Raw genomic sequence first — 26601 nt, 5'->3', positions numbered from 1 at the left:
GACAGGCCAGACATCATGAACAAGCATCTGACAGACGAGAACTTGCGGATCGCGGTCGATATCGGCGGCACCTTCACGGACGGTGTTGCGACGCTGGCGCCCGAAGGCCGGATCTGGGTGTCGAAGTCGCCGACCACGCCAGACGATCCCGGCCGCGCCGTGTCCGAGGTCATCCTGGATCTGCTCTCCCATGCCTCCGAGGCGCTCGGGATCGAGACCCTTCCGGTGCGCGAGGTCGTGCACGGCACCACGCTGATCACCAACACGCTGATCGAGCGAAAGGGCTCTCACACCGCTCTGGTGACCACCGAGGGCATGCGCGACATGCTCGATATCGGGCGCGAGTGGCGCTACGACATCTATGATCTCGAAATCCAGCTGCCGCGGCCCCTGGTCCCGTCCGATGCGCGGCTTGAGATCGGCGGCCGGCTCGATGCGCGGGGGGCGGTGCTCGAGGAGCTGACCGAGGAGTCGCTGGATGCCATGGTCGCCGGGATCAAGGCGCTGGGCGCCGAATCCGTGGCGATCTCGCTTCTGCATTCCTATGTGAACCCCGAGCACGAACAGAGGGCGCGGGCCCATATCGAGAAGAAGCTGCCCGGCACGGCGGTTTCCATCTCGTCGGATCTGGCGCGCGAGATCAATGAATACGAGCGGACATCGACCGCCGTGGCCAACGCCTATGTCCAGCCCATCGTCGCGGCCTATCTGGAGCAGCTCGACGCGCGGCTGTCGGACATCCGGGACAACGTGCCGCTACGCGTCATGGTGTCGAGCGGCGGCTTCAGCTCTGCCGAATCCGGCGCCCGCTCGCCGATCCTGCTGCTGGAATCCGGCCCGGCCGCCGGCGTCCTCTCGGCGCTGAACACCGCGCGACAACACGGTGTCGACCAGGTGCTGGCCTTCGACATGGGCGGGACGACCGCCAAGGCCTGCGTGTCCGCCGGCGGGACGCCACCGGTCGCGCACAGCTTCGAATGCGCCCGGGTGGAACGGTTCAAGCGCGGCTCCGGCCTGCCGATCCTGATCCCCAGCATCGAGCTGATCGAGATCGGCGCGGGGGGCGGCTCCATCGCCCATCGCAATCGCCTTGGCCTGTTGAACATCGGCCCGGAATCGTCCGGTTCGGTGCCGGGCCCGGCCTGCTACGGCAAAGGCGGCGCGGACCCGACGGTGACCGATGCCGACCTGCTGCTGGGGTATCTCAACGCCGACCGGTTCCTTGGCGGGACCATGAAGCTGGACAAGGACGCCGCGACCGGCGCGACCGACCGGCTGGCCGACGACCTGGGGGTCACAACGATCGAGACCGCCTGGGGCATCTGCAACATCGTCAACGAGAACATGGCGAGCGCGGCGCGGATCCATATCGCCGAGAACGGCTTTGACCCGCGCGATTTCACCATGGTCGCCACCGGCGGGGCCGGCCCGGTCCATGCGGTGGACGTGGCCCGCAAGCTGCGCATCCCGCGCGTTCTCGTTCCCATCGCCGCCGGTGCCGGGTCCTGCCTGGGGATGCTGGCCGCGCCGGCGCGGATCGACCGGTCCTGGTCCAAGCCGCAGCTGGTGGCGGATGTCGACTGGAGCGAAGTCGCCGACCAGCTCGGCGCGCTTCAGGACGACGCGCGGCAGGAGCTCGAGGCCGCCGGTGCCTCCGAGGTCACCTGGACCATCGGCGCCGAGATGCGCTATGTCGGCCAGGGTGCCGAATTGCCGGTCGTGATTCCGTTCCACGAGGTCGGGCCGTCCACCGGCGACGCGCTGATCGCGGAATTCGAGAAACAGTACAAGCTGCTCTACGGCCGGCTCGTGCCCGACGCCTCGCCCCAGATCATCACCTGGCGCCTCGTCGGACAAGAGCCGAGCCAGGCGCACCATTTCGAATGGGGCGACGACCGGACCGAGGGCAAGGTCACCCCGGACGAGCGGCGCGAGATCTACCTGCCCCTGCGCGGCGATTTCGAGAGTGTCGGCGTCTACGACCGCTATTCCCTGCCGCCAGGCACCGTCCTGAACGGACCGCTGATCCTCGAAGAACGCGAATCAACCATCGTTGTCGGTGTGGAGGCGGATGTGACGATCCTGCCCGACCTGACCGTCTCGATCGCCATCAAGGAATTCGAGTAACATGCCCCAGCAAGACACAGATGTGATCCGCAAGACAGCCGCCACCGAGGCCAAGGCCGCCGGGTTTGATCCGATCGAGCTGGAAATCCTCTGGAAGCGGCTCATCAGCGTCGTGGACGAGGCCTCTGCCGCCTTCGTGCGGACCTGTTTCTCGACCCTGGTCCGCGACGGCAACGATTTCGCCATCGTTCTGACGGATGCCAAGGGCCGCTCGCTGGCCCAGTCCACCATGAGCCTGCCGGGCTTCATCGGGTGCCTGCCCGCGACCGTGGGCCACTTTCTAGAGGCGTTCCCGCCCGACGAGATCAAGCCCGGCGACGTGTTTATCACCAATGACCCCTGGAAGGGATCGGGGCATGTGCACGACGTCACGACCGCCACGCCGATCTTTCACGACGGCCGGCTGGTGGCCTTCGCCGCCGTAGTCTCGCACCTGCCCGACATCGGCGGCCGGCTGCGCAGCAATTCCAGCCGGGAGATCTACGAGGAAGGCCTGCAGATCCCGTTGATGAAACTGCTCGACGGCGGAGAGCCCAACACCGTGCTGATCGACATGATCCGGCAGAACATCCGGGTGCCCGAACAGGGTCTGGGCGACATCTGGGCGCAGGTCTCGGGCTGCCGCACCATGGGCGAGCGTCTGCAGGGGCTTCTGGCGGTCACCGACCTCGAAGCGCTGGGCACCGAAGTGCAGAAACGCTCGGAGCAGGCGATGCGGGACGCCATCAGCCGGCTGCCCGACGGGGTCTATCGCTCCACCGTGCAGCATGACGGCTTCGACAAGCCCATCGTCATCGAATGTGCGCTGACCGTCTCGGGCGACACGATCGACATCGACTACTCCGGCACCAGCGAGCAGCTGCCCTATGCGCTGAACGTCGTGCCGATCTACACCTTCGCCTACACGGTCTATGCGCTGAAGGCGCTGCTCTGCCCCGATGTGCCGAACAACGAGGGCAGCTTCCTGCCGATTTCCACCGGCGCCCCCGCGGGGTCGCTGCTCAACCCCGAATATCCCGCGGCCTCGGGCGGCCGTAGCGCCATCGGTCACCTTCTGCCGCTTGCCGTGTTCACGGCGCTGGCCGATGTGCTGCCCGACAAGATCTGGGCGGCCGGGTCACCGAATTCCTCGGTGACCATGTCGGGCAGCTATCACGGCGAGCGGTTCGCGGTCGTGAACTTCGTCAACGCCGGGCAGGGCGCGACCTCCGGCCGCGACGGCTTTTCCGCGCTCAGCTTCCCGGCGAACCTCGGCAACACGCCGGTCGAGATGATCGAGCGGCTCGCGCCGATCAAGGTCCTGCGCCGTGAATTGCGTCGCGAGAGCGGCGGCATCGGGCGCCACAATGGCGGCAGCGGGATCTGCTTCGAATTCGAAGTGCTTCCCGACGCGTCCGACATCATGACGTCGTTCCTGATGACCCAGATGAAGTCCCCGACCAAGGGCCTGAAAGGCGGCGGCGACGGAAAACCCGGCCAGCTTCTGCTGAACGGCGAGGCCATCGACCCGACCATGCCGCGCGTCCTGGCCGCCGGCGATGTCGTCCGGATGGAAACGGCCGGCGGCGGCGGCTTCGGCGCCCCCGGATCCGGACAGGATTCCAACAGAGAGCAAGAAACATGACCACTGACACTGATATCCGACGCATCGATCAGAACCACCGGCGCAGCCGCGCGGTGGTCCATGGCGGGACGGTCTACACCGCCGGCCAGGTTCCCTCGGACATGAGCCTTGATGTGACCGGGCAGGGCCAGCAGGTGCTCGACAAGATCGACGCGCTTCTGGCCGAGGCGGGCACCGACAAGTCGAAGGTGCTTTCGGCGCAGGTCTGGCTCAGGACGCGGGACGATCTGGCGGCGTTCAACGCGCTCTGGGACGCTTGGGTCGTGCCGGACCACACTCCGGCGCGGATCTGCGGCTACGTTCCCATGAACAACCCCGACTGCCGGATCGAGATCCAGGTGATCGCCGCCGTCGGCGGACAGTAGCGCCGCCGCGCACTGCCCGCCTTTCCTTATGCCGGCATATGCTTATGCTCGGCCGCAGCGGCGACCACAAAGGGAGGAGCGGGATGGGGGCACAGATTTCGATCAGGCACTTTCGGTGTTTCATCGCCGTTGCCGAGACCCGCTCCTTTACCCTGGCCGCGAACCGGCTGTTTCAGACGCAGTCCTCGCTGACCGCGACGATCAAGCAGCTTGAGGAGCTCGCCGGGATCCGGCTTTTCGACCGGAGCACCCGGCGGGTCGAGCTGACCCAGGATGCGATCTGGTTCAAGAAGGTGGCGGAGGACGTGATCCGCGACTTCGACAACGCGATATCGGATCTTCGGGCCTCGTCCGAAGGCCGCAAGGGCCATGTGCGGATCGCCGCGGCGTCCTCGATGATCGTCCATGTGCTTGGCCCGACCCTCGTCGCGTTCCGCAAGCGCCACCCGGGCATCTCGTTCTCGGTCTTCGACGAGGGCGCCGACCGGATCGAGCGGCACCTGATCGAGGGCAAGTATGATTTCGGCCTGTCGAGCCGGCTGAACAATTTCCCGGACCTGAATTACCGGCCAATCCTCGCGGACAAGTTTGGCGCGGTATTCCCGAAGGATCATCCCCTCGCAGCCCATGAGGGCAAGGTCAGCGGCCGCGATCTTGAGCCCTACGAATACATCGGCCTGACGACCAGCACCGGGATCGGCGCCGGCATCAGTTCCCATACGGAGCTGGAATTCGCGACCGGCAAGGGCGAGTCGAACGACTATGCCTCCAGCACGACCTCGCTCTTCGCGATTCTGAAGCTGGGCGGCAAGTATTCCCTGCTGCCGGCGCTCGCGGCCTCCAGCGAACCGGTCAACGAGTTCGAATTCCGCGAGATGTACGACCCGGAAATCGAGCGCGAAATCTGTCTGATCACGCAGAAAAAGCGGACCCAGTCGCCGACCACCCAGAGGCTGCTGGAGGCGATCATCGACACCCTGTCGAATGACAGCATAACGGCCCGGGGGGTGCGGCGGCTTTGACGGCCCTCCGGGGCCCGCCCTATTTCCGCCCCGAGAACAGGCCCCGCAGCTTTCCTTTCAGGATCGCGAAGATCAGCGAGAAGCCCCCGATCGCATTGTCCGACGACGCCTGACCCTGACCTTCGGACTTGCCCGCGGGGCCCCCGGAGGCGGACGCGGTGGTGCCCGATGGCGCGGCCTCGCCCTTGTCGATCTGCTGGCGCAGGTTGGCCGAGAACTGGTTGATGATCTGCGCCGCGACGGTCTGGATCACGCCGGTGCCACGACCGTACTGGGCCACGGGGCCCGTCAGCGTCACGTCCGTCACGATGTCGGCGCGCGATCCGGTGTCGGTGGCCGAGAGGTCGAACGTCAGGACGGCGCTCGCCGCGCCCCGGCCCTTCTGATCGTCGCCGGCCGCCTCGATCTTTGCCTGTTTGGCGGTGTCGTCCTGTTCGACGATATGCGCCACGCCGTTGAACGACAGCGCCACCGGGCCGAGCCGCACGGACACCTTGCCCTTGTAGCCGCCGTCGTCGGTGCGGCCGGTCAGTTCCGCGCCCGGCACGCAGGGCGCGATCCGGGGCACGTCCATCAGGATCGCCCAGGCTTCGTCGGGCGGCAGGGGGACTTCGAAGCTGTTCTTGATCTGCATGGGTAGGTTTCCTTCGTCGAAGGGGGATTAGGTCCGGAATTTTCCGCGTTTGCGCCCCTGCGAGACGGGCAGGAACAGGTCGTCCAGCGGGATCTTCCGGCTGATGAGACCTTGCTGGTGGGAATAGCCCACCACGGTCTCGAGGTTGTGGCGGTTGGCCTCTGTCAGGCCGTATTCCCAGGGGTCGGGGCCGAGGATACGCTCCTGCTCTTCCCAGGCTTCCTGATACCAGGCCAGCGGGACGAGCCGCGGATTGCGCATCTTGGCCATCGCCATGTTCTTGGACTCGTCGAACGCCTTGTAGAGGTTGGGAACGACCCAGGGGTGTTTCTCCACCAGCTCGGCCTTCAGGCCGAGGACGTGCATGATCGGAAAGATCCCGGTTTCGGCGTAGTAGCGCTGTTCCTCGGCCTTGTAGTCGGGAAACAGCCGGCCGACGCGCGGATCCTTCTTCACGATCGGGTCGATGATGTCGGGATGCAGCACCGCGTCCAGTTCGCCCTCGGCCAGCATCGTCTCGACCGACTTGTCGTCGGGCAGCCGGTGCAGGGTCAGGCCTTCGGGCGGGGTGAAGGCGATGTCCTCGTCCAGTTCCGCGAACCATTCGATCGACTTGTGCGGCACGCCGTAGACGTTCTCGAGGATCCCGCGCAGCCAGAGCGTCGCCGTGGCCATGTAGAATTTCACGCCGACCTTCTTGCCGATGAGGTCCTTGGGCTCGGTGATCCCGGCGGCGGTGTTGGTGAAGATGAAGCCGTGGCGGAACCGGCGGTGCGGAAAGACCGGCAGCGCGTGAAACGGCATGTCGCGGTCCTTGGCGACGATGTAGGAGGAGCCCGAACACTCGGCCATGTCGTATTCCTCGTTGCGGAGGAACCGCCAGTGCCGGGTCGCCGAATCCGCGCCGGTCAGGACGTTTAGCTCTATGCCGTCGGCTTTCACCAGCCCCTCCTTGAGGGGGCGCAGGATCTCGTAATCCCCAGCGGCCAGGGTCAGGTTTAGTTTGGCGCTCATGTCGTCGGTCCTTGATCTGGTGTCTGGGGCGGCGGGGCGGCCTGCTGCCCGGCCGCGTCCGCGATCATCGAATAGATCGTTTCGGGCCGTATCGGGGCCTGGGAGATGCGCAAGCCGAAGGGTGAAAGCGCGTTCTCGATCGCCGAGACGATGGCCGCGGCCGCCGGGATCGTGCCCGTCTCTCCCACGCCTTTCGCCCCGATCGGGTTTCCGGGCGAATGGGTCTCGCGGTAGATCGCCTCCATGTTCGGCAATTCCGTCGCGGTGACCATCAGGTATTCCTGAAAGCTCGTGGTCAGGGGCTGCGCCTCGTCGTCGTAGCCCATGTATTCGTAAAGCGCGTTGCCCAGCCCGTGCACGATGCCGCCCAGGACCTGGCCCTCGACGATCAGGGGATGGATGATCCGGCCGGAATCGTTGAGCGCGACGTAGCGCGTCACCGAGACGTCGCCGAGGTCCGGGTCGACCTCGACCTCGACCACGTGACAGGCGTTGGCATAGGTCAGCGCATCGGTCCGCCACTGGATCGTGGCCTCCAGTCCCGGCTCCATGCCCTCGGGAAAGGCGTAGCCGGGGGCGCCTCGCAGGACGCGGGCCAGCTCGCCGAACTCGATGGTCTTGTTGGAGCTCTTGGACCGCACGAGCCCGCCGTCCAGCGTCAGATCGTCCAGCGGCTGGCCGAGGATCACGCTGGCCGCGGCAAGCGCCTTTTCCGCGACGGCAGCGGCCGCGAGGTGGACCGACGATCCGGCCGTGACCAACTGCCGGCTGGCAAAGCCGCCGATGCCGATTTCGGTGCGGGCGGTGTCGCCGGCGGTGACCTGGATGGCATCGGGGTCGATGGCCAGCGCATCGGCGCAGATCTGGGCGAGGGAGGTGGCGATGCCCTGGCCCATGGCCGTCGCGCCGGTGAAGATGCTGACGCTGCCGTCCTGGTTGATCCGCACGGCGCCCGTCTCGAACGGCCCCCGGCCGGTGCCCTTGAGCGCGTTGGCGAGGCCGATCCCGATATAGCGCCCCTCGGCCAGTGCCGCGCGTTGCCGTTCGGGAAAATCGTGCCACCCGGCGGCGGCCAGAACCTCGGCCTGGGCGGCGGGGTAGTCCCCGCTGTCGTAGACGAGGTCCTTGCCGGATCGGGCCTTGAGCTTCTTGGTATAGGGCATCGCATCGGCGGGGATCAGGTTGCGGGTCCGCAGTTCCGCCCGGTCGATGTCCAGCCGCGTCGCCACGAGGTCCAGCATCCGCTCCATCACGAAGGCCGCCTGCGGATAGCCCGCCCCGCGCACCGACGAGACCGGCACCTTGTTGGTGTGCACCACGTCCACATCCATGTGATAGGCGGGCAGGATATAGGGCCCCGTCACCGCGGTGACCGAGTTGTAGGGCAGGTTCACGGGCTTCGGCGCATAGGCGCCCTGGTCGTGGATCATGTGCCCGCGCAGGCCCCGCAGCGTGCCGTCCTCGTCCACCGCGATCTGCATCGACCAGTACTGGTCGCGCTCCTGGATCGACGACACGAAGGTCTCGCGCCGGTCCTCGACCCACTTCAGGTTGCGCCGCAGCACCAGCGCCGCCGCCGAGATCGCGGCCTCTTCGGGATAGAAACAGTATTTCGGCCCGAAACCGCCGCCCACGTCCGGGGTGATGACGCGCAGGTCGTCCTGCTCGATCCGCAGCATCCCGGCCAGCATGTAGAAGACGTCGTTGGGCATCTGCGTCGAGGACCAGACACAGAGCGCCTGCCCGGGCCGGCATTCCGCGACCACGCCCCGGCCCTCCAGCGAATGGCCGCAGCCCCGGTGGATCCACAGATCGTCGGTGAAGACATGGGCGGCCTTGGCAAAGGCCGCGTCCACGTCGCCGTAGCCCACGTCGAACTGGCTCATGCGGTTGTCGTCCAGCTCTGTCCGGCAAAGGGGGGCGCCCTCGTCCAGCGCCCGCCGGGCATCGGCGACCACGGGCAGCGTCGTGGTGCGGACCTCGACCGCCGCCGCCGCGTCCTCGGCGAGATAGCGGCTGTCGGCGATGACGATGGCGATCGGCTCGCCCACATAGGCGACCTCGCGGTTCGCCAGCACGAACGGCGTGCTGCGGGTCTGCCCGCCCACCGGGCTCGCCCCCAGCGGCATCCGGTCCGACCGCAGGACGGGTGCCAGATCCTCGAGGGTCAGGACCGCGTGCACCCCGGGCATCTGCCGCGCGGCGGTGCAGTCGATCCCGTCGATCCGCGCATGGGCGAGCGAGCTGCGCACGAAGGCGCAGCTGAGCAGGTCCGGCAGCACGATGTCGTCGAGAAATTCGGCGGTGCCGGTCAGCAGCGGCCGGTCCTCAAGCCGGGTGACCGGCGTGCCGATGGAGCGATAGCTGCCGGTGGCGGGGCGCGGCGGCGCGGTGTCAGTCTTCGACATTGTGCGCCTCCGGGGATTCGAACGGCTTTCCGGCGACGCTGAGGGCCGCGCGGACGATGCTCTGGTAGCCGGTGCAACGGCAGAGGTTGCCGGAGATCGCCTCGCGGACCTCGGCCTCGGTCGGCGACGGCACCTCGCGCAGAAGCTCGACCAGGGTCATCAGCATGCCCGGTGTGCAATAGCCGCATTGCAGCCCGTGTTCGCGGCTGAAGGCTTCCTGCAGCGGACTGAGCGTGCCGTCCGGCGCGGCCAGCCCCTCCACGGTCTCGACGATGGCGCCGTCGGCCTGGACCGCCAACATCAGGCAGCCCCGCACGCTCGCGCCGTCGACCAGAACGGTGCAGACGCCGCAGGCGCCATGCTCGCACCCCAGGTGGGTGCCGCGCAGCCCCAGCCCGTGCCGCAGGAAATCGGCCAGCGTGGTGCGCGGGTCCGCGGTGCCCGAATAGGGCTTTCCGTTGACCAGGAGTTCGATCTCGACCGTCATGCCTGCCCCCTGCCGTTGTTCATTCCGGACCTGGCCTCGGACAGCGCACGGCGCAGCATCGTCCGCGCCACGTTCATGCGGTAGGCCGGTCCGCCGTGGAAATCGGCGATGCATTCCAGCGCGTCGCATGCGTCCAGCGCCGTGGCGATCCCGTCCGCCTCGCCACGGGTGCCGACCAGCGCGGCCTCGCCCTCCGGGTGCCGCTGCGGGGTGGAGCCCAGCCCCCCGATGCAGATCGACGCGCGGGTGATGGTGCCCTCGGGATCGGTCTCCAGCATGACGCCGGCAGAGGCGATGGCAAAGTCGCCGTGACGCCGGGAATATTCCTGAAAGCTGCTGCCATGCCCCGCCGCCCAGGGCGCGAAGCTGATCGCGGTCACGATCTCTTCGGGCGCGATGCCGGGCGTCATGTAGCCCACGACGAAGTCGCTGGCCGCGACCTCCCGCGTGCCGGCGGGGCCCGTCACCTCCAGCGTGGCGTCCATCAGCAGGACCAGCGCGGCCAGTTCGGCGGCCGGGTCGAGGTGGCACAGGCTGCCGCCGATGGTTCCGCGGTTCCGGGTCTGCCGGTGGCCGACGTGCCGCAACGCCGCGGGAAAGATCGGCGCGAGCGCGGCGATGTCGGGGTCGACCTCGATCCGCCGCTGGCGCGTCATCGCGCCGATGCGGATGCGGTCGCGCGCGGCGTCTATCCCGACAAGGTCGTGCAGGTCGTTGATGTCGACCAGCGTCGCGGGAAAGACATAGCGCAGGTTCATCATCGCCATCAGGGACTGGCCGCCGGCCAGGATCCGCGGCTCCTCGGATTGCGCCATGGCCGTGACCGCCTCTGCGACGGTGGACGGCCGTATGTATTCGAACGGAGGTGGCTTCATCGTCTCTCCAGTGGAAGGCCTCAAGGCCGGACCGGATCCGGGCACGGCCGGCCTCTGCCGCAATAAATACGCCGGGTCGCCGCATCGTCCATCGGCGGCGCGTCCAGCATTGCGTCGAAAATCGCGATCAGGTTAACAGCGGCGCGACATCGCAACAAACAAATAATTGCGCCACATTAAGCGGCCAGAGAGATTAATGGCCCGCCACCGCCCACGTCCGGCAAGTCGGTTGCATCCGGGTGTATCCAAATGTATCCAAGATGGAACGCAAGGGAATCGTGATGTCCAGAACCGATGATCCGGGGCGGCCGCAGCAGGGCGCCGACGCCTACAGGACCCTGATCGCCGAGATCGACAGCGGTGCGCTGAAGCCGGGCGACCGGCTGGTCGAGACGGAACTGGCCGCGCGTCTGGGACGCTCGCGCACGCCGATCCGCGAGGCGATCCGCCAGCTCGAGGCGGACGGCATGGTCACCCACGTGCCGCGCATCGGCGCCGTGATCCGGACGCTGGACTACAGCGAAATCACCGAGCTCTACGAGATGCGCACCGTGCTGGAGGGGACGGCCGCGCGGTTCGCGGCGCGGGCCGCGTCCGAGATCGACCTTGGGGAAATCAGGTCGATCAACGAAGAGATGCGGGCCTCCACGGATATCGGCGTGCTGCTGACCGCGAACCGCCAGTTTCACGCCGTCCTGCTGAACGCCGCGCGCAACCGGTTCCTGGTCCGGTCGGTCGAGGCGATCCAGAAGACGCTGCTGATTCTCGGGCCCTCGACCATGGAAGAGGCCGGGCGCGCCTCGACGGCCATCGAAGAGCACGACCGCATCATCGCGGCGCTGGAGGCGCGCGACCCGGCCGCCGCCGAGGCCGCGATGCGGGTTCACATCCAGAATGCGCAGCGCGCCCGTCTGCGCCAGATCCGGTTGGAGGATGTCGCATGACAAAGCCCGAAAGCGACTGGGACGTGATCGTCGTCGGCGGCGGCAACGCCGGCCTCTGCGCGGCGATCGAGGCGGCCGAGACCGGCGCCAAAGTCCTGATCGTCGATGCCGCCCCCAAGGCCTATCGCGGCGGCAATTCCCGCCACACCCGCAATTTCCGGTGCATGCACTCCGGGCCGCTGTCGGTTCTGACCGGCACCTACGGCGAGGAAGAGTATTTCGACGACCTGCTGCGGGTGACGAAGGGCAACACCGACGAGGATCTCGCCCGGCTCGCGATCCGCAAGTCCGAGGAATGCCTGCCCTGGATGGAGGCGCATGGCGTGCGGTTCCAGCCCTCGCTGTCGGGCACGCTGTCGCTGTCGCGGACCAATGCGTTCTTCCTCGGCGGGGGCAAGGCGCTGGTGAACGCCTATTTCAATACCGCCGAGGACCTGGGCGTGACCGCGTGGTATGATGCCGAGGTCACCCATGTCACGTTCGAGGACGGCGATTTCACCGGGCTGGAGCTGATGCGCGGCGGCGAACCGGTGGCCATATCCGGGCGGTCGCTGGTGCTGGCCTCGGGCGGGTTCCAAGCCAATATCGACTGGCTGGCCGAGGCCTGGGGGCCGTCGGCGCGCAACTTTCTCATCCGCGGCACGCGCTACAACCGGGGCCGCGTCCTGCGCGACATGCTGGACCAGGGCGCCGACAGCATCGGCGATCCGACACAATGCCACGCGGTCGCGATCGACGGGCGGGCGGCGCAGTTCGACGATGGCATCGTGACTCGCCTAGACTGCGTGCCGTTCTCGGTCGTGGTCAATCGCGACGGGGAGCGGTTCTATGACGAGGGCGAGGATGTCTGGCCGAAGCGCTACGCGATCTGGGGCCGGCTGGTGGCAGGTCAGCCCGACCAGGTGGCCTATTCCATCATCGACTCCAAGGCCGTGCGCGATTTCATGCCTTCCGTGTTTCCGCCCGAAAAGGCTGACACGATCGAGGAACTCGCCGACAAGCTCGGGATCCCCGGCGACCGGCTGCGCAGAACGATAGAGACCTACAACGCCGCCTGCCGGGAGGGTACCTTCAGCTCGAACGAGCTCGACGGCCTCGCCACCGAAGGGCTGGATCCGCCCAAGACGAACTGGGCGCGCCCGATCGTCGAGCCGCCGTTCCACGGCTACACCCTGCGGACCGGGGTCACCTTCACCTATCTGGGTCTCAAGGTGGATCACCGCGCGGTGGTCTCGATGGGAAACCGCCAGCTGCCCAATGTCTGGGCCGCGGGCGAAATCATGGCCGGGTCGATCCTCGGCGAAGGTTATCTGGCCGGTTTCGGTATGACCATCGGCACTGTTTTCGGCCGGATCGCGGGACAGGAGGCCGCAGCCCATGTCGCTTGATACACCCCCCATCCTCAACGCCGTGGACGAGGCCCGCCGACAGGCCGACATCTGCAATGCCTGCCGCTATTGCGAAGGCTATTGCGACGTCTTCCCGGCGATGTTCCGCGAGCGGGCGTTCTCGGACGCCGACATCACCCAGCTCGCCAACCTCTGCCACAATTGCCGGGGCTGCTACTACGCCTGCCAATATACCGAGCCGCACCACTTCGCCCTGAACCTGCCGGCCGCGCTGGCCGAGGTCCGCGCCGAAAGCTGGGAGCGGTATGCCTGGCCCGCCCCCGCAGGGGGCCTGTTCCACCGCAGCGGCGTGGCGGTCGCGGCCGCGCTGGTCGTCGGTATCGCGCTGTTGCTGCTGTTCGTGCGCGGCATGGGCCCGACCGTTGGCGATGGCTTCTATGCCTATCTGTCACACGCCGTCATGGTCGCGATCTTCGCGCCCGCCTTTTTGTTTCCGGTGATGGCCCTGGCGATGGGGGTCCGGCGCTACTGGCGGGACGTGGGCGGCGGCCCGGTCCGCTGGCGCGACCTGCGCGAGGCGGGGCGGCGCACCGCCAACATGCGCAACCTCGCCGGCGGCGGCGACGGCTGCAACTTCGAGGAGGGCGACCGGTTCACCGGGGCCCGGCGCTATGCGCACCAGGCGACCCTGCTGGGGTTCCTGCTGTGCTTCGCCTCGACCTCATCGGGAACCGTTCTACACTATCTCTTTGACATGAAAGCCCCCTACGGCTTCTTCAGCCTGCCGAAACTGCTGGGCGTTCCCGGTGGCATCCTGCTGACCGTCGGTGCGTTCTGGCTGGCCTGGCTGAAGACCAAGGCCGATCCGGCGCTGGGCGCCAGCGGCCGCTGGGGCGGAGAGATGGCCTTCGTCCTGCTGCTGGGCGCCACGGGGCTGACCGGGCTCGCACTCTATGCGGCCACCGGCACGGCGCTGGTGGAAAGCCTTCTGGTGCTGCACCTGGGGACCGTGCTGACGCTGTTCCTGCTGATCCCCTATTCCAAGATGGCGCACGGCGCCTACCGCTACGCGGCGCTAGTCCGGGACGCGGCCGTGCGCGGCTGACAGGGCGCGCGGACCCGATCGCCCGCCCGCCCTGTCAGCCGCTTATCAAATGAAAATCTAAATTTTCGGTGACAGCCGGAAAAGCCTTCGCTATTCTTGGCTTAGCGATACGGCGCCGATATTCTGCTTTTGCGACGGACCCTTGGCGTTTCAGGCTTTGAGCGTCGATCTTGGGGGGCCGATGTCTTATCCGTTCGGCCCAACGATGACCGCCTCGCCGCGAGGGCAATCAGGACCGTCCCGCGGCCTGTTCCAGAGGTTGCGGCGCGGTCTCGGGCGGCGGACCCGGCCCCGCCCCAAGGCGGCAGAGCGTCCCGGTCTGGAGGCGTTCGAGCCCCGGCTCCTGCTCGCCGCGGACGTGCCGCTGGCCATCGCGCTGGGCGATGCGGCCCAGAATCAGCAGGTCGTGATCCGCCTCGCCAATGTCGACGACGACGAGAACGGCAATTTCGATCACCTGGTCCAGGTCTACCTTTCCGAAGACGGCTCGCCGCCCGGGGAGGCGACGCCGGTCTATTCCGAAAGCGTGCTGAACGGCACGGCGCTGGTCGTCGACACCGGGGCCGGCAACGACATCGTCCGGATCTTCGCCGACGAATTCACCGCCGATGACAGCATGTCTCTCGATCTGACGATCCGGACCGGCTCCGGCACCGACGCGGTGCAGATCAGCGGCAAGAGCCTGCTTCTGATGGGCGGTGCGCTTTTCGCGCCGACCGTGGATTTGGACCTCGGCGGCGAGGCCGGGGACACGCTGTCGTTCAACCTCGACATCAACGACGACGGGGGCGAAGTCGCCGACACGCGCTCGACCCTGGGGATCACCCTGACCGGCGACGGCGAAGGGGCGGCGGATTACCGCGGCAGCGAATCGGCCGAGGACGACATCGCCTTCGCCGGTGTCAGCCGCATCATTGGCGGCGGCGCGGACGACGTGCTGCGATTCGAGGGCGACGGCAGCCTCGACCGGTTCGACGGCAGGGACGGCAAGGACAGGCTGGTCGGGCTGGACGTGGCGACCACCTTCGTCGCGCGCCCGGGCAGCGACGACGGCGTCGACAACTGGCTGTTCGCCGTCCGCGAGACCGACGGGCCGGTCCGGCTTGCGACCGCGACCGGCGTCGGCAGGCTCGAGGCCGGCATCGGCGAGGTCTCGCTGGATCTTCGGACCATCGACCGGGCGGTCAAGGTCAACCTGGACGCCGGCGAGATGGGCGAACGGGTCTTGCTGGACCTCGGCGAAAAGATCGAGGTCGTCGGCATCTCGGAGGTGTTCGGCACTGCCCGGGCCGACGAGCTGATCGGCGACGAGACCGACAACATCCTGCACGGGATGGGCGGCGCCGACATCCTCAGCGGCGGGGCCGGCGACGACCGCTATGTCCTGTCGGCCACGTCGGACGGCGTGGTCGTCCGCGAGAACGGCAATGCCCTGCAGGGCGAGATCGACGAGATCGACCTGTCGGCGCTGGACAAGGATTTCGTCCTGTCCACCGACGATGACGGACGCGCACAGGTGCATCTGCTGGCCCGGACAGACCCGGACAACCTTGGCTATCTTCGGGCCCTGACCCCGCTGCTGTCGGTGACCTCGGGGCGGGTCGAGAGCTTCATCGCGCCCGGGATCGACGCGGCGGCGCCCAAGTGGCAGGTGCTGGATTTCCGGGATGTGACCGGCGAGTTGACCGTGGATCTGCGCAACGAGGCCAGCACCGCCATCGGCACGATCCGCAATTTCAACCTGGTCCGGGGTTCCGCCACCGCGGCGAACACGATCCTGGCCGCCGACAATACGCTGTTCATAGAGACCGGAGAGGCCGACGACGCCGTGCAAGCCGGCGCCGCCATCCGCAAGCTGGTCGGCGGCGGGGGCGCGGACACGCTGAGCGTACGCGCCGACGCCGACATGGTGCTGACCGACACGCGCCTCACGCTGTCGAACATCCGCACCGCGCCGGGTGTGACACGGGTGCTGGACATCACCGGGTTCACCGGCGCCGAGCTGATCGGCGGGATCAGCGCCAACACGCTCGATGCCCGCGCCTTCACCGGCGAGGGCGGTCTGACCCTGGACGGCGGCTTCGACATCGCCCTCGCCGAGATCGCGCCGGGCGGCGAGGTCGGCCTGACCGACGGCACCTGGATCGACCTCGCCACGCAGCCGCAGACGGAGCTTGCCCGGCTGAACAACGGCGACGGGATCGACACCTCCGCGGGGGCCGGGTTCCGGGTTCTTCTGGCCGACGGCGCCGCGAGTGACTTCGGGGTCAGCACCGCGGGGCTGACCACGGTGCAGGACGTGATCGACGCCATCGAGGCCGCAGCGCCCGAAGGGGTCTCCGCCGCGCTCACCGTCGGCGGCCGGGCGTTCGTCATCATCGACGCCCGCGACGTCGCGCCGATGCGGGACATCTCGGTCGAGAACCTTCCCGGATCGACGGCGGGCAACGACCTCGGCCTGGTGCAGGCGGCCAACGCGCCGACCTTCGAGCCCCTGCCGGAAGAGCTGGACCGTGCGATCTTCGGCTATGACACCGACCTGACCGGCGAGGCGGTCAGCCTGGTCCTGGACGATATCCGCATCACGCGGTCCGACGGCGCGTCGGTGGATGTGGACCTGAGCGGCCTGCGCACCCTGCGCGACCTTCTGGCCACGGTCAACGCGGTGGCTGACGGGCTGGTGGAGCTGCGCGTCAACGCCACAGGCGACGGGTTCGAGCTGGAGGATCTGTCCACAGGGGACACCACGACCGTCACCGTCACATCGCTCAACGGCGGCACGGCGGCGGAGAACCTCGGCCTCGCCGCGGGCAGCGACCTGGGCCTCGGCGCGGGCGCGCTTCTGGGCACCGACGGCGACCTGCTGATCGGCAGCCGCACCGCGCCCAACCAGTTTTTCGGCGGCGGCGGGAACGATACGATCGTGGGCGGCGCCGGGATCGACAAGGTCAACATCCTGCGCGACGCCGACGTGGTGCTGGAGGCGTTGGCCCCCGGCACCGTGGACCTGACGGCCGAGGGGCTGCCCTCTCCCACCGAACAGGTGCGGTATTTCCTGGCGGGCGCGACCGACGCCTACGAGACGGATTACATCGTCAGCATCGAGGCGGCCGAGATCACCGGCGGGGCCAGCGCCAACCGGATCGACGCTACCGGCTTCGGCGGGTCGGTGACGGTCGCGGGCCGGGCCGGCGACGACACCCTGCTGGGCGGGGCGGGGAATGACGTCTTCAGCGGCGGTTTCGGGATCGACAGCATCGACGGCGGCGCCGGGGACGATCTGATCTTCGAGCAGCGCAATGCGCGGCACATCCTGACCGACGTCTCGCTGGACCTGGGCGAGGGCACGAACGCCGACCTGACCATCACCATCGGCCCCGAGGTGGACGGTGGCGAGCTTTTCCTGCGCTACACCCATGGCGCGCCGGGCGCGGAGCTGACCGAGAGGACCGCGCCGATCGCCCATGACGCGGAGCTTTCCGAGATCCGCGCCGCCCTGGGCGACTTGGGGCCCTTGCAGGTCGACGGGCTCTTGCTGGACGAAACCGTCGCCGCGGACGGCACGCGGACGATCCGAGTGCAATTCGTCGACGCCCTCGGCGGGCTGGAGATCGGCGTCGACGCCAATGCCTTCGCGGCCGACGTCCTGCGCCTGACCGGCGGCGGCGCGGCGGTGGCCCCGGACAGCGTCACCCTGGACTTCACCCCCGGGGCGAAGCGGCTGAACCTGTTGGCCGGGATCGAGGGCGCGGTGCTGTTGGGCGGCTCCGGCGACACGGTGATGGATGCCTCCGCCTTCACCGGGGCGTTGGGGGTCGTGCTCAAGGGCAGCGGCGGCAATGACCGGCTGATCGGCTCGACCGCCAACGACGTGCTTTATGGCGGGGACGGCATCGACACCCTGGGCGGCGGCCTGGGGTCCGACACGCTCTTTGGCGGGGCCGGGCCCGACCGGCTGCTGGAACGGACCGAGACCGACCTGATCCTGGAATCGATCCCGCCCGAGCTGGTGACCGCGGACGAGGTTGCCCTGGCGACCGCCCAGCTGCGCCGCCCCGTTGCCGACACCGAAGAGACCGACCTGCTGATCAGCATCGAATCCGCGACCCTGATCGGCGGAGAGTTCGGCAACCTGCTGGATGCCAGCGGCTTCGTCAGCAACAGCGGCGACAAGGAGCTGATCCTGCTCAACCCCGAGATCGGGGCCGACGACCGGACCCGCTTCCTCGGCGTGCGCGACCGGGACGGCGTCCTGCTGCGGCTGGACAATACCCGGGACCGGCAGGACCTTGCGCAGCTCAACGGCGGCGCGGGCCTGTCGCTGGAAGACGGCAGAGAGCTGAGGCTTCAGGTCTCGCGCGACGGGGTCGCCGAGGTCATCACCGTCGAGCTGCCGGTGCTGCAGACGCTCGGCGCCCTGATCGACGCGCTGAACGACGCCCTCGCCAGCCACCGGATCACCGTTGATTTCACCCCCGACGGCACCGCGCTGCGCTGGACGGATACCGCGCCGGACGCGGACTCCGGCACCTTGCGGGTGCTCAGCCCCAACGCCGTCCTGGCGAGGGGGCTTGGCGTTGACGGCATCCTTGCGGTCGGCTCTGTGCTGACCGGCCTGCCGCTGGTGGATACAGCCACGGATTTCCGGCTGCACCTGCGCGATGGCAGCGTCGTCAGCGTCGACCTCGGCGCGATCACGGCCCGGACGACCGTCGCCGACATCGTCGAGGTGCTGGACAGCGTCAGCCCCAAGGTCTCGGCCGAGCTGTCGGAGGCGGGCGGCATCGTGCTGACCGACACCAGCACGCCGGTCGCGGGCCGCACATTCGAGGTCGTGCCGGTGGACGGGGTGCGCGCGGCCGAGGACCTGGGCCTGCTGGTCGCCGCGACGGGCGATACCATCGTCGGCAACACGCTCTATGCGCCCTCGGTTCGGCTGGAGGGCGGCGCGGGCGACGACACGCTGCGGGCCGCGGGCGGGGCGGACGTGCTGATTGGCGGGGCGGGGTCGGATTCCATCGACGGCGGCGGCGGGATCGACCGGCTGGAGGAGAGCTTTGCCGACAGCCCGGAGGGGGTCCAGTTCTCGGTCACCGAGACCGCCACCGGCCACCGCATGACAGCGGCCCTGCTGTCGGGGTCGTCCCTTGGGATCGACGAGATCGCGGGCGTCGAGACCATGACCATATACGGGACGCCCGAGGCCGACCGGATCGGCTGGTCCTCGATCAGCCTGCCGGTCACGGTCGAGACCGCCGGAGGGGCCGACACCCTGACCGGCGGCCTGGGAAAGGACACCTATGTCATCGACCCCCGGGGCCTCGTCGCGGCCGGAAACGAGACCGTCGTCCTCAGAACGGTCGAGATCGACAACACCGCCTGGGACGGCGACCCGGCGTCGCGGGATGTCGTCGAGATCCTGGTGACCGGCTCCACCATCGCCAATCCCGATGAATACTTCACGCTGGTGACGGAGGCCGCCGCCGCCGGCTCGGCCCCGGCGGCCCCGACATCGACAGGCGCGGCTCCGCTCGACAGGGTGCGGATCAATCAGCGGATGTATAGCGACAGCGATGGCGGAGGGATCTTCGCCCTGTCCGGCGATCTGCGCGCCAACGGCACCGATCTTGAGCTCAAGGTGCTGGATTTCGACAGCAAGGGCTTTGACATCATCGGCGACGGGGACGTGCCGGTGAACATCTCGATCATCGCCGAGAACGAAATCTCCGCCTACAATGTCCGCCGCATCAACATCGCCGACGGCACGGTCATCAGCTCCGTCGGAACGGGCGCGGATCCGGACCTGCGGGGCGACATCACCATCCGCGCGGCCGACGCGGTGGCGGACTTCAGTGCGCTGGGCTTCATCAACGTCGACTACAACGTCGCCAACGTCACCATCGGCGACGCCGAGATCACCGGCGGCAACGTCGACATCCAGGCAGAGGCGAGCTCGCTGTTCTACGAGACGGGCAAGCAGCCTGGCTGGGGAGGGTTGGCGCGGTTTTTCGAGAACATCTCGGTCAATATCGGCGTCTCCGTCGCGAAATCCTCGGCGCAGGTGTTCCTCAACGCCGAGGGCAACCCCGAAGGCGACACCCCGAACGGCCGGCTGATCATCGACGCGCGGAATCTGGACGTGTCCGCCACGGCCGAGGCAAAGGCCGCGACCTCGCCCTTCGCCTTCGGCTTCGGTCTCAAGGTCGGCGCCGCGGTGACGACCGCGAAGGTGCATACCGGCAATGTCGACATCACCACGGCCGGCGATGTCGCGATCCGTTCCGACATCAAGAACATCCTCGACGTCTACATCGACGCGGCCCCCAAGAGCTTCGCGGATCCGAAAACCGTGGGCAACAGGATCGAGCAGGTCCTGAAGGCGAATGGCGGCGGCGATTTCTTCGAACGCCGGGCCTTCGCGGTGGGCCTGAGCGTGACGGATTCGACCAATTCCACGATCCTCGGCGCCGGGACCGTCGTCAATGCCGGGGGCACCGTATCGCTCCAGGCGATCACCATCGACCAGGCCCGCACCCTTGCCCGCTCCACGACGGGCGAAGACGGAGAGGTCGGCGTCTCCATTGCCATCAATATCGAGGATGGCGAGACCAGTGCCTGGCTCGACGGCGACGTGACGGCGGGCGGCGACGTTCTGGTGACCGCCAAGCAGGAGCGCCAGCCGATCGCCAAGAAGAACTTCTTCGCGATCCCCGGGATCGACAACGGCACGACGGCGGATGCCCGCGTCGGGACGAACTCCACCGGTGAATTCGAGGCGGATGCCCGGGGCTCTGCCGTCTCGTTCGTGACCGGCAGCAACGCAGGTTTGGTCAACGCGATCAAGACCTACGCCCTCAACAAGAAGAACTCGGGAAATGTCTCCAAGGCCGATCAGGCCCGCCAGTCGAAAGCCGACTCCAACGGTTCGAAACTACAGGTGGCGGCCTCGCTTTCGCTCGAGATCGACAGCAACCGGGTAGATGCGCGCATCGGTTTCGCGGAGGACTACAACGGAACTGCGCGCAGTGTGGTCGACGCGGAAGGGGACGTGCGCGTCACGGCGAGCGCGAATTCACGGCCGGACGTGACCGCGGGCGCCGGGGCCGATGCCAACAACGTGGAGGACGACGATGTCGCAAAGAGCGGCAAGAAACTGAAGACCTTCGCGCCGCGGACCTTGTCGGGAAAGGTCCTGAATCCGAACAGTGCGACGATCGAGACGGGCATATCCGTCGCGGTCTATGTCGGGTCGCAGAACAACGACGTTGATGCCCTGATCAATGCCGCGGATGTCGAGGCCGGGGGCGATGTCGCCGTCGAGGCGACGGCCTTCAACGACATCGACGACCTGGGCCTGTACGGGCGCAATTTCCGCGGAGCCGTCTCGACCTCGCCGACCCTGAGTTCGCACGGATACCTCAGCGACGGCGATCCGGTGGGCCAGCTCGATGCCGGGTTCATCGCCGAGGTTGCCCCCGGCCACAGCTCGGGCGGCGAGGTCGGCCAGGCCTATGCGTTCAAGCTGCCCTATTTCGCGGTCGACGCGGACAAGAACGACGTCGACCTCAGCGAGGAGGATTTCACCGATACCGAGCGCTGGGAGCCGGTCGACTACGTCCGCGCCTTCTCGGCGGGCGAGACGGTCAGGATCTCGGAGCGATTCAGCGAAGTGGAAAAGCGCGGCCGCTGGTATGAATACACAGGCCCCGAGAACAAGGTGTTCGACAGCCGCGACGCCGATTATGACGACGCCCGCTACTGGAAGCTGATGCCGGATCCCGAAGCCGTGGCCGCCGGCGATGCGGCCAAGTCGGGCATCGCGCAGATCTTCACCTACCTCGACGACAACCTCGGCCTCGACAACAACCTGATCGACGCCTGGTCGCAGGCGACGGCGCAGGGTCAGGAGAAGCTGGCCATCGCGGTGTCGGCCGGCATCATGGTGATGCGGCATTCGGCCGACGCCCTGCTGACCGGCGACGCCCGCATCAACGTGGTGCCGCTGCTGGATGGGACGGGCGCGGAACAGCGCGACGCCGACGGCAACCTCAAGGTCAAGGCGCCGCCGGCGGACCCGAACCGCCGGGTGACGGTCAAGGCCACGGCGATCAACGACATGATCACCCTGGGCGGCAATTTCTCGGTGCCCGACCCGATCGGCGGGGTGACCGGCAGCGGCAAGACGTTCAACAGCTGGTCGCCGATCAACAAGGGCAGTTTCACGCTGAAGAACGCGGCCGATTCCGCCTCGCTTCTGGGTGTCGGCGGCGAGGATACCGAGAACGCGGCGGGCATCGCCGTCTTCGTCACCGACATCGAAAGCGCCGCCCGGGCGGTCATCGCCTCGGGCGCCATCGTCCGGGCCGAGGCGCTGGAGGTCGACGCGCTCAACACCGGCCGCGACATCCTGCTCAGCGGGTCGGGCGGGTCCGCGAAATCGGTGGCCTTGAACGGGGTGGTCAACATCTATTCCGTCAGGAACACGACAAATGCCACGGTGGACCGTGGCGCGGATGTCGTCATCGGCGACGGCGTCACGGTCGAGGGGACCGGGACAGCGGTGATTCGGGCCGTCGACGACAAGACCGTCGTCAACGTCGGCGGGTCCTTCGCGACGACGCAGAAGATCGGGATCGCCGGGACCCTGGTCACCAATTTCGTGGAGCGCGACGCGGAAGCCCGGATCGGCAGCCGGATCTATGCGGATCCGGTCGCCGGGGCCCCCCCCGCTTTCCGGACGACCGGCGACGTCTCGGTGATCGCGGCCAGCCTCGGCGATGTCAGCGCGATCGCGGTCGCCGGCGCGACCCCGGTTGTTCCAGGGATCAACGATACGACGGATGGTCAGGAGGACAAGTTCCAGATCTCCATCGCCGCCGCGCTGGCGGTGAACAGCCTGGCCGACAACGTGCGCGCATACGTGCGCGACGTGCCGATGACGGTCGGGGCGCTCGACGTGGTCAGCGTGTTCGACAGCCGGCTGATCTCGGGCTCGCTGGGCACCAGTGTCGCCAAGGGCACGGCCAAGACGGTGGGGATCGCGGGGGCGCTGGCCTACAACCAGATCAACGCGCAGGTGCTGTCGTTCATCGAGAATGCCGACAGCGTCACCGCCACGGTCGGCGACATCAACGTGCTGGCCTACGACCATTCCTCGGCCTACGCGGCGGGGGGCGGCATCTCTCTGGCCGTCGCGTCGGGTGGATCCAACTCGCAAGCCGGCACCCGCCTGTCGGTGTCGGTGGGCCTCTCCCTGTCGGTCAACCTGGTCGGCCTTTTCGGCGATCGGGACGACACGACCTCGGGCGTTGACGCGCTGCGCGGGCACCGCGTCGCCGCCTATGTCGAGGGCACCGAGCTGGTGGCCGCTTCCGGGGTGGTCAAGATCGACGCCCGTGTGGTCGCGGCCTCCAGCGGCGACGCGGTGCTGGCGCGCGAGGCCGCCAAGCTGGAGCGGGACGGCACCGCTGATTACTGGGCCGTGGCCGTGGCCGGGGCCGGCGCGGGGGTAACTTCTGCCGGCGGGGCCGGCTCCGGCTATGCGATCGCGGCGGCGGGCGGGCTGGCTTTCAACACCATCGACCGCGGTGTCGAGGCGCGGCTGGACCGTGCGCCGGTGACGGCCGGGGATGTCGATGTGGTCGCCCAGGACAGCCCGGGCACGATCGGCGCCCTCGGCTTTGGCATCGCCGGCAGTTTTCCAAGGCCAACGGACCCAACACCGTGGCGGTCGCCGTGGGCGTCGGCCTCGGCCGCAACGAAGTCCGCCGCGAGGTCGAGGCGAAGGTCCGGGCCAGCACGGTGACGTCGGAAGGCGGCGCCGGCGACGGGACGGCGCGGGTCCATGCCGTGGTCGATGGCTATGTCCTGGCTGTCGGCGTCGGAATCGCGGTCTCGGCTGCGGTCGGCTCAGAGAGGGCGGGGGCCTTTTCGGTCGCCGGGTCCGGCGCCGGCAACATCCTGCGCACTAATGTCCGGGCCGGGATCGAGCGGGGCAACGCCTTGGGCGATCCGGTGTTCGAGACCTCCGGCGCGCTGAGCGTGCGGGCGATCGACACCACCCGCATGGTCTCCGCGGCTGCGGCCATCGGATTGTCGCTCGCCAGCGGCGACAAGCTGACGGTGGGGCTCGCCGCAGGGGTTTCGGTCGCGATCAACGAGGCCGGGGTCTTCGACGACCTCAACGAGGTCAGCGCGTTTATCGACGATGTCTCGGTGAAGGCCAGCAAAGGCATCAGCGTCGAGGCCGTGCAGGCGCTGACCATCGCCGGGGTCGCCGTCGGCATCGCCGCCTCCGGCGCGGTGTCCTCGAACGGGCCGGCCATCGGCCTCAGCGGGGCCGGCGCCTTCACCTTCAACACGGTCGAAAGCGACGTCTCGGCCAAGGCAACCTCGACCACGGGCACCGTGCTGGAGGCCGGGGGAAGCAATGGCGACATCCGGCTGACCGCGATCGAGGCGTCGGTGTCGGACGCCGACGCCGGGGGGCTGGCGCTCGCGGTGGCGTGGTCGAGCAGTTCCAGCACGGGCGCCCTGGGGGCCGGCGTCGGTGTCGCCCGCACGGATTTCGACGTCGGCCTCTCGGCTCATACCGACGGGGTTTCGATCAAGGCCGGTCGCGACATCACTGTCGAGGCGCATGTGCTGGAGGCGCCGCCGCTTCTGGCCGAGGGCGATTTCCTCGCCTACGGCATTGTGGATCCCGGCATCGCGGACCAGAGCGGCAACGGCCCCCGCGCCAAGATCGACACGGTCGCCTTCTCGGGGGCGCTGTCCGCCGGCGTCTCTACCGGGAGCGGGCTGACCGGATCGCTGGCACTTGCCGGCTCCGTGGCGGTGAACCGGGTCGATCTGCGCACGCGGGCCTATATCGCCGACGCCCCGCGCAAGTACGACGTGGGGACCCCTGTCGCGACCGTCGGCGTCAACGCCGGCGGGTCGGTCACCGTCGAGGCCACGGACCGGACCTCGACGCGGGCCGATGCCGGCGGCGTGGCCCTGTCCCTTGCGGTCGGCAAGGACGCCGCCGTGGCCGGCTCGGTCGGTCTGTCAATCGCAGACAACCGCATCGGGCTGGGAGAGATCGAGGGTGACGACCCCGCGAATTACCTGACCGAGGCCTACATCCGGAACAGCTCGGTCGATGCGGGCGAGGCTGTCACGGTCAGGGCGACAGCGATCACCGAGTTCGAATCCGTCTCCATCGGCGGGGCGGGTAGCGTGGCGGCGGGCTTTGGCAGCGGTTCGGCCACGATCGCCCTGGCAGGGGCAGGGGCGAGCGCCGTCAACTACGGCGCCACCCATGTCTCGGCCGGGATCACCTCCGAAAACACGGCCGAGACGGCGGTGGCCGGCGGCGACGTCATCGTCCGGGCCATTGACCGGTCCGAATGGCTTGCGGATGCGGGCGGCGTGGCGGTGGCGATCGCGGCGGGCCTGGGCGGCGGCGGTGTCACCGGCGCCGGCAGCTTCGGCGCCGGGCGGGCCGAGAACCGGCTGACCAGCGCGGCGCTCGCCACGATCCGGTCGGTGGACGTGACCGCGTCGGGCGATGTCACGGTCGAGGCGATCTCGGGCGGGGTGCCGCCGGCCGAGCAATCCGGGACCGGGCCGGACAACCAGAAGCCGGGCATCCGGATGGACGCCATGGCCCTCGGCGGGGCGGGGTCGGGCGCCTTCTCCGGCAGCGGCCTCAGCATCGCGCTGGCGGCGTCTGTCGTGGTCTCGATCAACGAGTTGAACCAGGAAACCGTCGCGACCGTCGAAGATGCCCTGATCGAAAGCCGCACCGGGAATGCAACCGTGCGGGCGCTCGATGAAAGTGCGCTCGATTCCGACGCCGGCGGCACCGCAGTGGCATTGTCCGTCTCCGTCAAAGGCAACGCCGGGGCGGGGTCCCTCGGTGCCGCGTTCTCGACCAACGACATGGACGGGACGGTGCATGCCGACGTGCTCTCGTCGCAGATCGAGGCGAAGAACGACGTGACCGTCGAGGCGCTGACCAGGGGCCTCGACCTGGCAACGAAGACCCTGACCTCGGACCAGGTCGACGCCGGGACCGACATCATCACGATCACCGATCACGGCTTCGCCGACGGCGACCGGGTCCAGCTGCGGCGCACGAGCACCGGCGAGACCGACGGGGTCGCCGGGCTGAAGGAGGATCAGCTCTACGTCGTCGATCTGATCTCCAGCGACAGCTTCTACCTTCTGCGCAGCGACCCCGGGGGGGGCGGCCAGACCTTCCAGCAGTCCGACGCGATGTCCGACGACGAGGCGGTCGTCATGATCGAGCGCGACACCAACACGCTGCGGATCCGCACGGACACCAACGCCGAGCTTTCGGCCGCCCTGAGGTTGTTGCAGACCGGGGCCGGCGGGCGGCGGGCGCTCCAGGCCGGGGACCGCATCTTCCTCAACGAGAGCGGCTTCACCCAAGCCTATACCATTTCCGAGATCCTGCTGCCGGAGGACCAGGAGGGGCTTCGGTCCGAGGAGGTCAAGGAACGCGATTTCGTGATCCGGTTGGCCAGGACCACCCTGCTGGCCGACGAAGCCTCCGACGCGGCGCGGACCACCCTTCGTGCCGACCTGTTTCGTTCGGCCGAACCGATCGACCTGGGCGCGGGCTTCGAGGGGGATTGGAG

Annotated in this window: 14 protein-coding genes (1 of these 14 only partly in view); 9 read left to right on the top strand and 5 right to left on the bottom strand. The window is 68.2% G+C overall.

Annotated elements, in window-relative coordinates:
* Positions 1-15 precede the first annotated feature (15 nt).
* The 4 genes from ROA7023_RS12730 (at position 16) to ROA7023_RS12715 (ending at position 5138) form a co-directional block, all read left to right on the top strand.
* Positions 16-2127 (top strand): hydantoinase/oxoprolinase family protein, encoded by a 2112-nt coding sequence (locus ROA7023_RS12730; protein ID WP_085879422.1) that lies wholly within the window; start codon positions 16-18, stop codon positions 2125-2127.
* A gap of 1 nt (position 2128) precedes the next feature.
* Positions 2129-3751 carry a hydantoinase B/oxoprolinase family protein gene (locus ROA7023_RS12725; protein WP_085879421.1) on the top strand — a complete coding sequence of 541 codons (1623 nt, stop codon included), beginning with the start codon at positions 2129-2131 and terminating at the stop codon, positions 3749-3751.
* Complete coding sequence (locus ROA7023_RS12720) at positions 3748-4116, top strand: RidA family protein (RefSeq protein WP_085879420.1); 369 nt, start codon at positions 3748-3750, stop codon at positions 4114-4116. Before ROA7023_RS12725 ends, ROA7023_RS12720 begins: the two co-directional genes overlap by 4 nt.
* Before the next feature lie 83 nt (positions 4117-4199).
* The gene (locus ROA7023_RS12715; RefSeq protein WP_159458502.1) at positions 4200-5138 is read left to right on the top strand and encodes a LysR family transcriptional regulator; all 939 of its coding nucleotides are present in this window, start codon (positions 4200-4202) and stop codon (positions 5136-5138) included.
* Between the two features lie 19 nt (positions 5139-5157).
* On the opposite strand, the gene ROA7023_RS12710 is transcribed toward ROA7023_RS12715, so the two are convergent.
* From ROA7023_RS12710 to ROA7023_RS12690, 5 genes are read right to left on the bottom strand one after another with little or no spacing between them, the layout of a single operon-like run.
* Positions 5158-5772 (bottom strand): SRPBCC family protein, encoded by a 615-nt coding sequence (locus ROA7023_RS12710; protein ID WP_085879418.1) that lies wholly within the window; start codon positions 5770-5772, stop codon positions 5158-5160.
* Between the two features lie 27 nt (positions 5773-5799).
* On the bottom strand, positions 5800-6786 hold the full coding sequence (locus ROA7023_RS12705; protein WP_085879417.1) for a PhnD/SsuA/transferrin family substrate-binding protein: 987 nt from the start codon (positions 6784-6786) through the stop codon (positions 5800-5802).
* On the bottom strand, positions 6783-9194 hold the full coding sequence (locus tag ROA7023_RS12700) for a xanthine dehydrogenase family protein molybdopterin-binding subunit (protein ID WP_085879416.1): 2412 nt from the start codon (positions 9192-9194) through the stop codon (positions 6783-6785). Before ROA7023_RS12700 ends, ROA7023_RS12705 begins: the two co-directional genes overlap by 4 nt.
* Positions 9181-9681: a (2Fe-2S)-binding protein gene (locus ROA7023_RS12695; RefSeq protein ID WP_085879415.1), complete on the bottom strand. Its 501-nt coding sequence runs from the start codon at positions 9679-9681 to the stop codon at positions 9181-9183. The genes ROA7023_RS12700 and ROA7023_RS12695 overlap by 14 nt, the downstream gene beginning before the upstream one ends.
* Positions 9678-10556, bottom strand: coding sequence for an FAD binding domain-containing protein (locus tag ROA7023_RS12690; RefSeq protein WP_085879414.1), 879 nt, complete (start codon positions 10554-10556; stop codon positions 9678-9680). Before ROA7023_RS12690 ends, ROA7023_RS12695 begins: the two co-directional genes overlap by 4 nt.
* Positions 10557-10837: 281 nt before the next feature.
* Here ROA7023_RS12690 and ROA7023_RS12685 point away from each other — a divergent pair, with 281 nt between their 5' ends.
* From ROA7023_RS12685 to ROA7023_RS12665, 5 genes are all read left to right on the top strand, one after another.
* On the top strand, positions 10838-11500 hold the full coding sequence (locus ROA7023_RS12685) for a GntR family transcriptional regulator (RefSeq protein WP_085879441.1): 663 nt from the start codon (positions 10838-10840) through the stop codon (positions 11498-11500).
* Entirely contained in the window at positions 11497-12888 is a 1392-nt protein-coding gene (tcuA, locus tag ROA7023_RS12680) for an FAD-dependent tricarballylate dehydrogenase TcuA (RefSeq protein ID WP_085879413.1), read from the top strand. The genes ROA7023_RS12685 and tcuA overlap by 4 nt, the downstream gene beginning before the upstream one ends.
* On the top strand, positions 12878-13954 hold the full coding sequence (gene tcuB, locus ROA7023_RS12675; protein ID WP_085879412.1) for a tricarballylate utilization 4Fe-4S protein TcuB: 1077 nt from the start codon (positions 12878-12880) through the stop codon (positions 13952-13954). The genes tcuA and tcuB overlap by 11 nt, the downstream gene beginning before the upstream one ends.
* A 181-nt stretch (positions 13955-14135) precedes the next feature.
* Positions 14136-23759 (top strand): calcium-binding protein, encoded by a 9624-nt coding sequence (locus ROA7023_RS12670; protein WP_143535546.1) that lies wholly within the window; start codon positions 14136-14138, stop codon positions 23757-23759.
* A protein-coding gene (locus ROA7023_RS12665) for a zinc metalloprotease (RefSeq protein ID WP_085879410.1) crosses the window boundary here: on the top strand, positions 23678-26601 show its start. It continues 14704 nt past the right edge of the window; only the first 2924 of its 17628 coding nucleotides appear in the window; its start codon is at positions 23678-23680; its stop codon lies beyond the right edge, outside the window. The genes ROA7023_RS12670 and ROA7023_RS12665 overlap by 82 nt, the downstream gene beginning before the upstream one ends.

It is taken from the genome of Roseisalinus antarcticus (assembly GCF_900172355.1).
Classification (GTDB): Bacteria; Pseudomonadota; Alphaproteobacteria; order Rhodobacterales; family Rhodobacteraceae; genus Oceanicola; species Oceanicola antarcticus_A.
The sequence above is the reverse complement of the archived record's forward strand: the minus strand, read 5'-3'. Positions and strand labels throughout refer to the sequence as shown.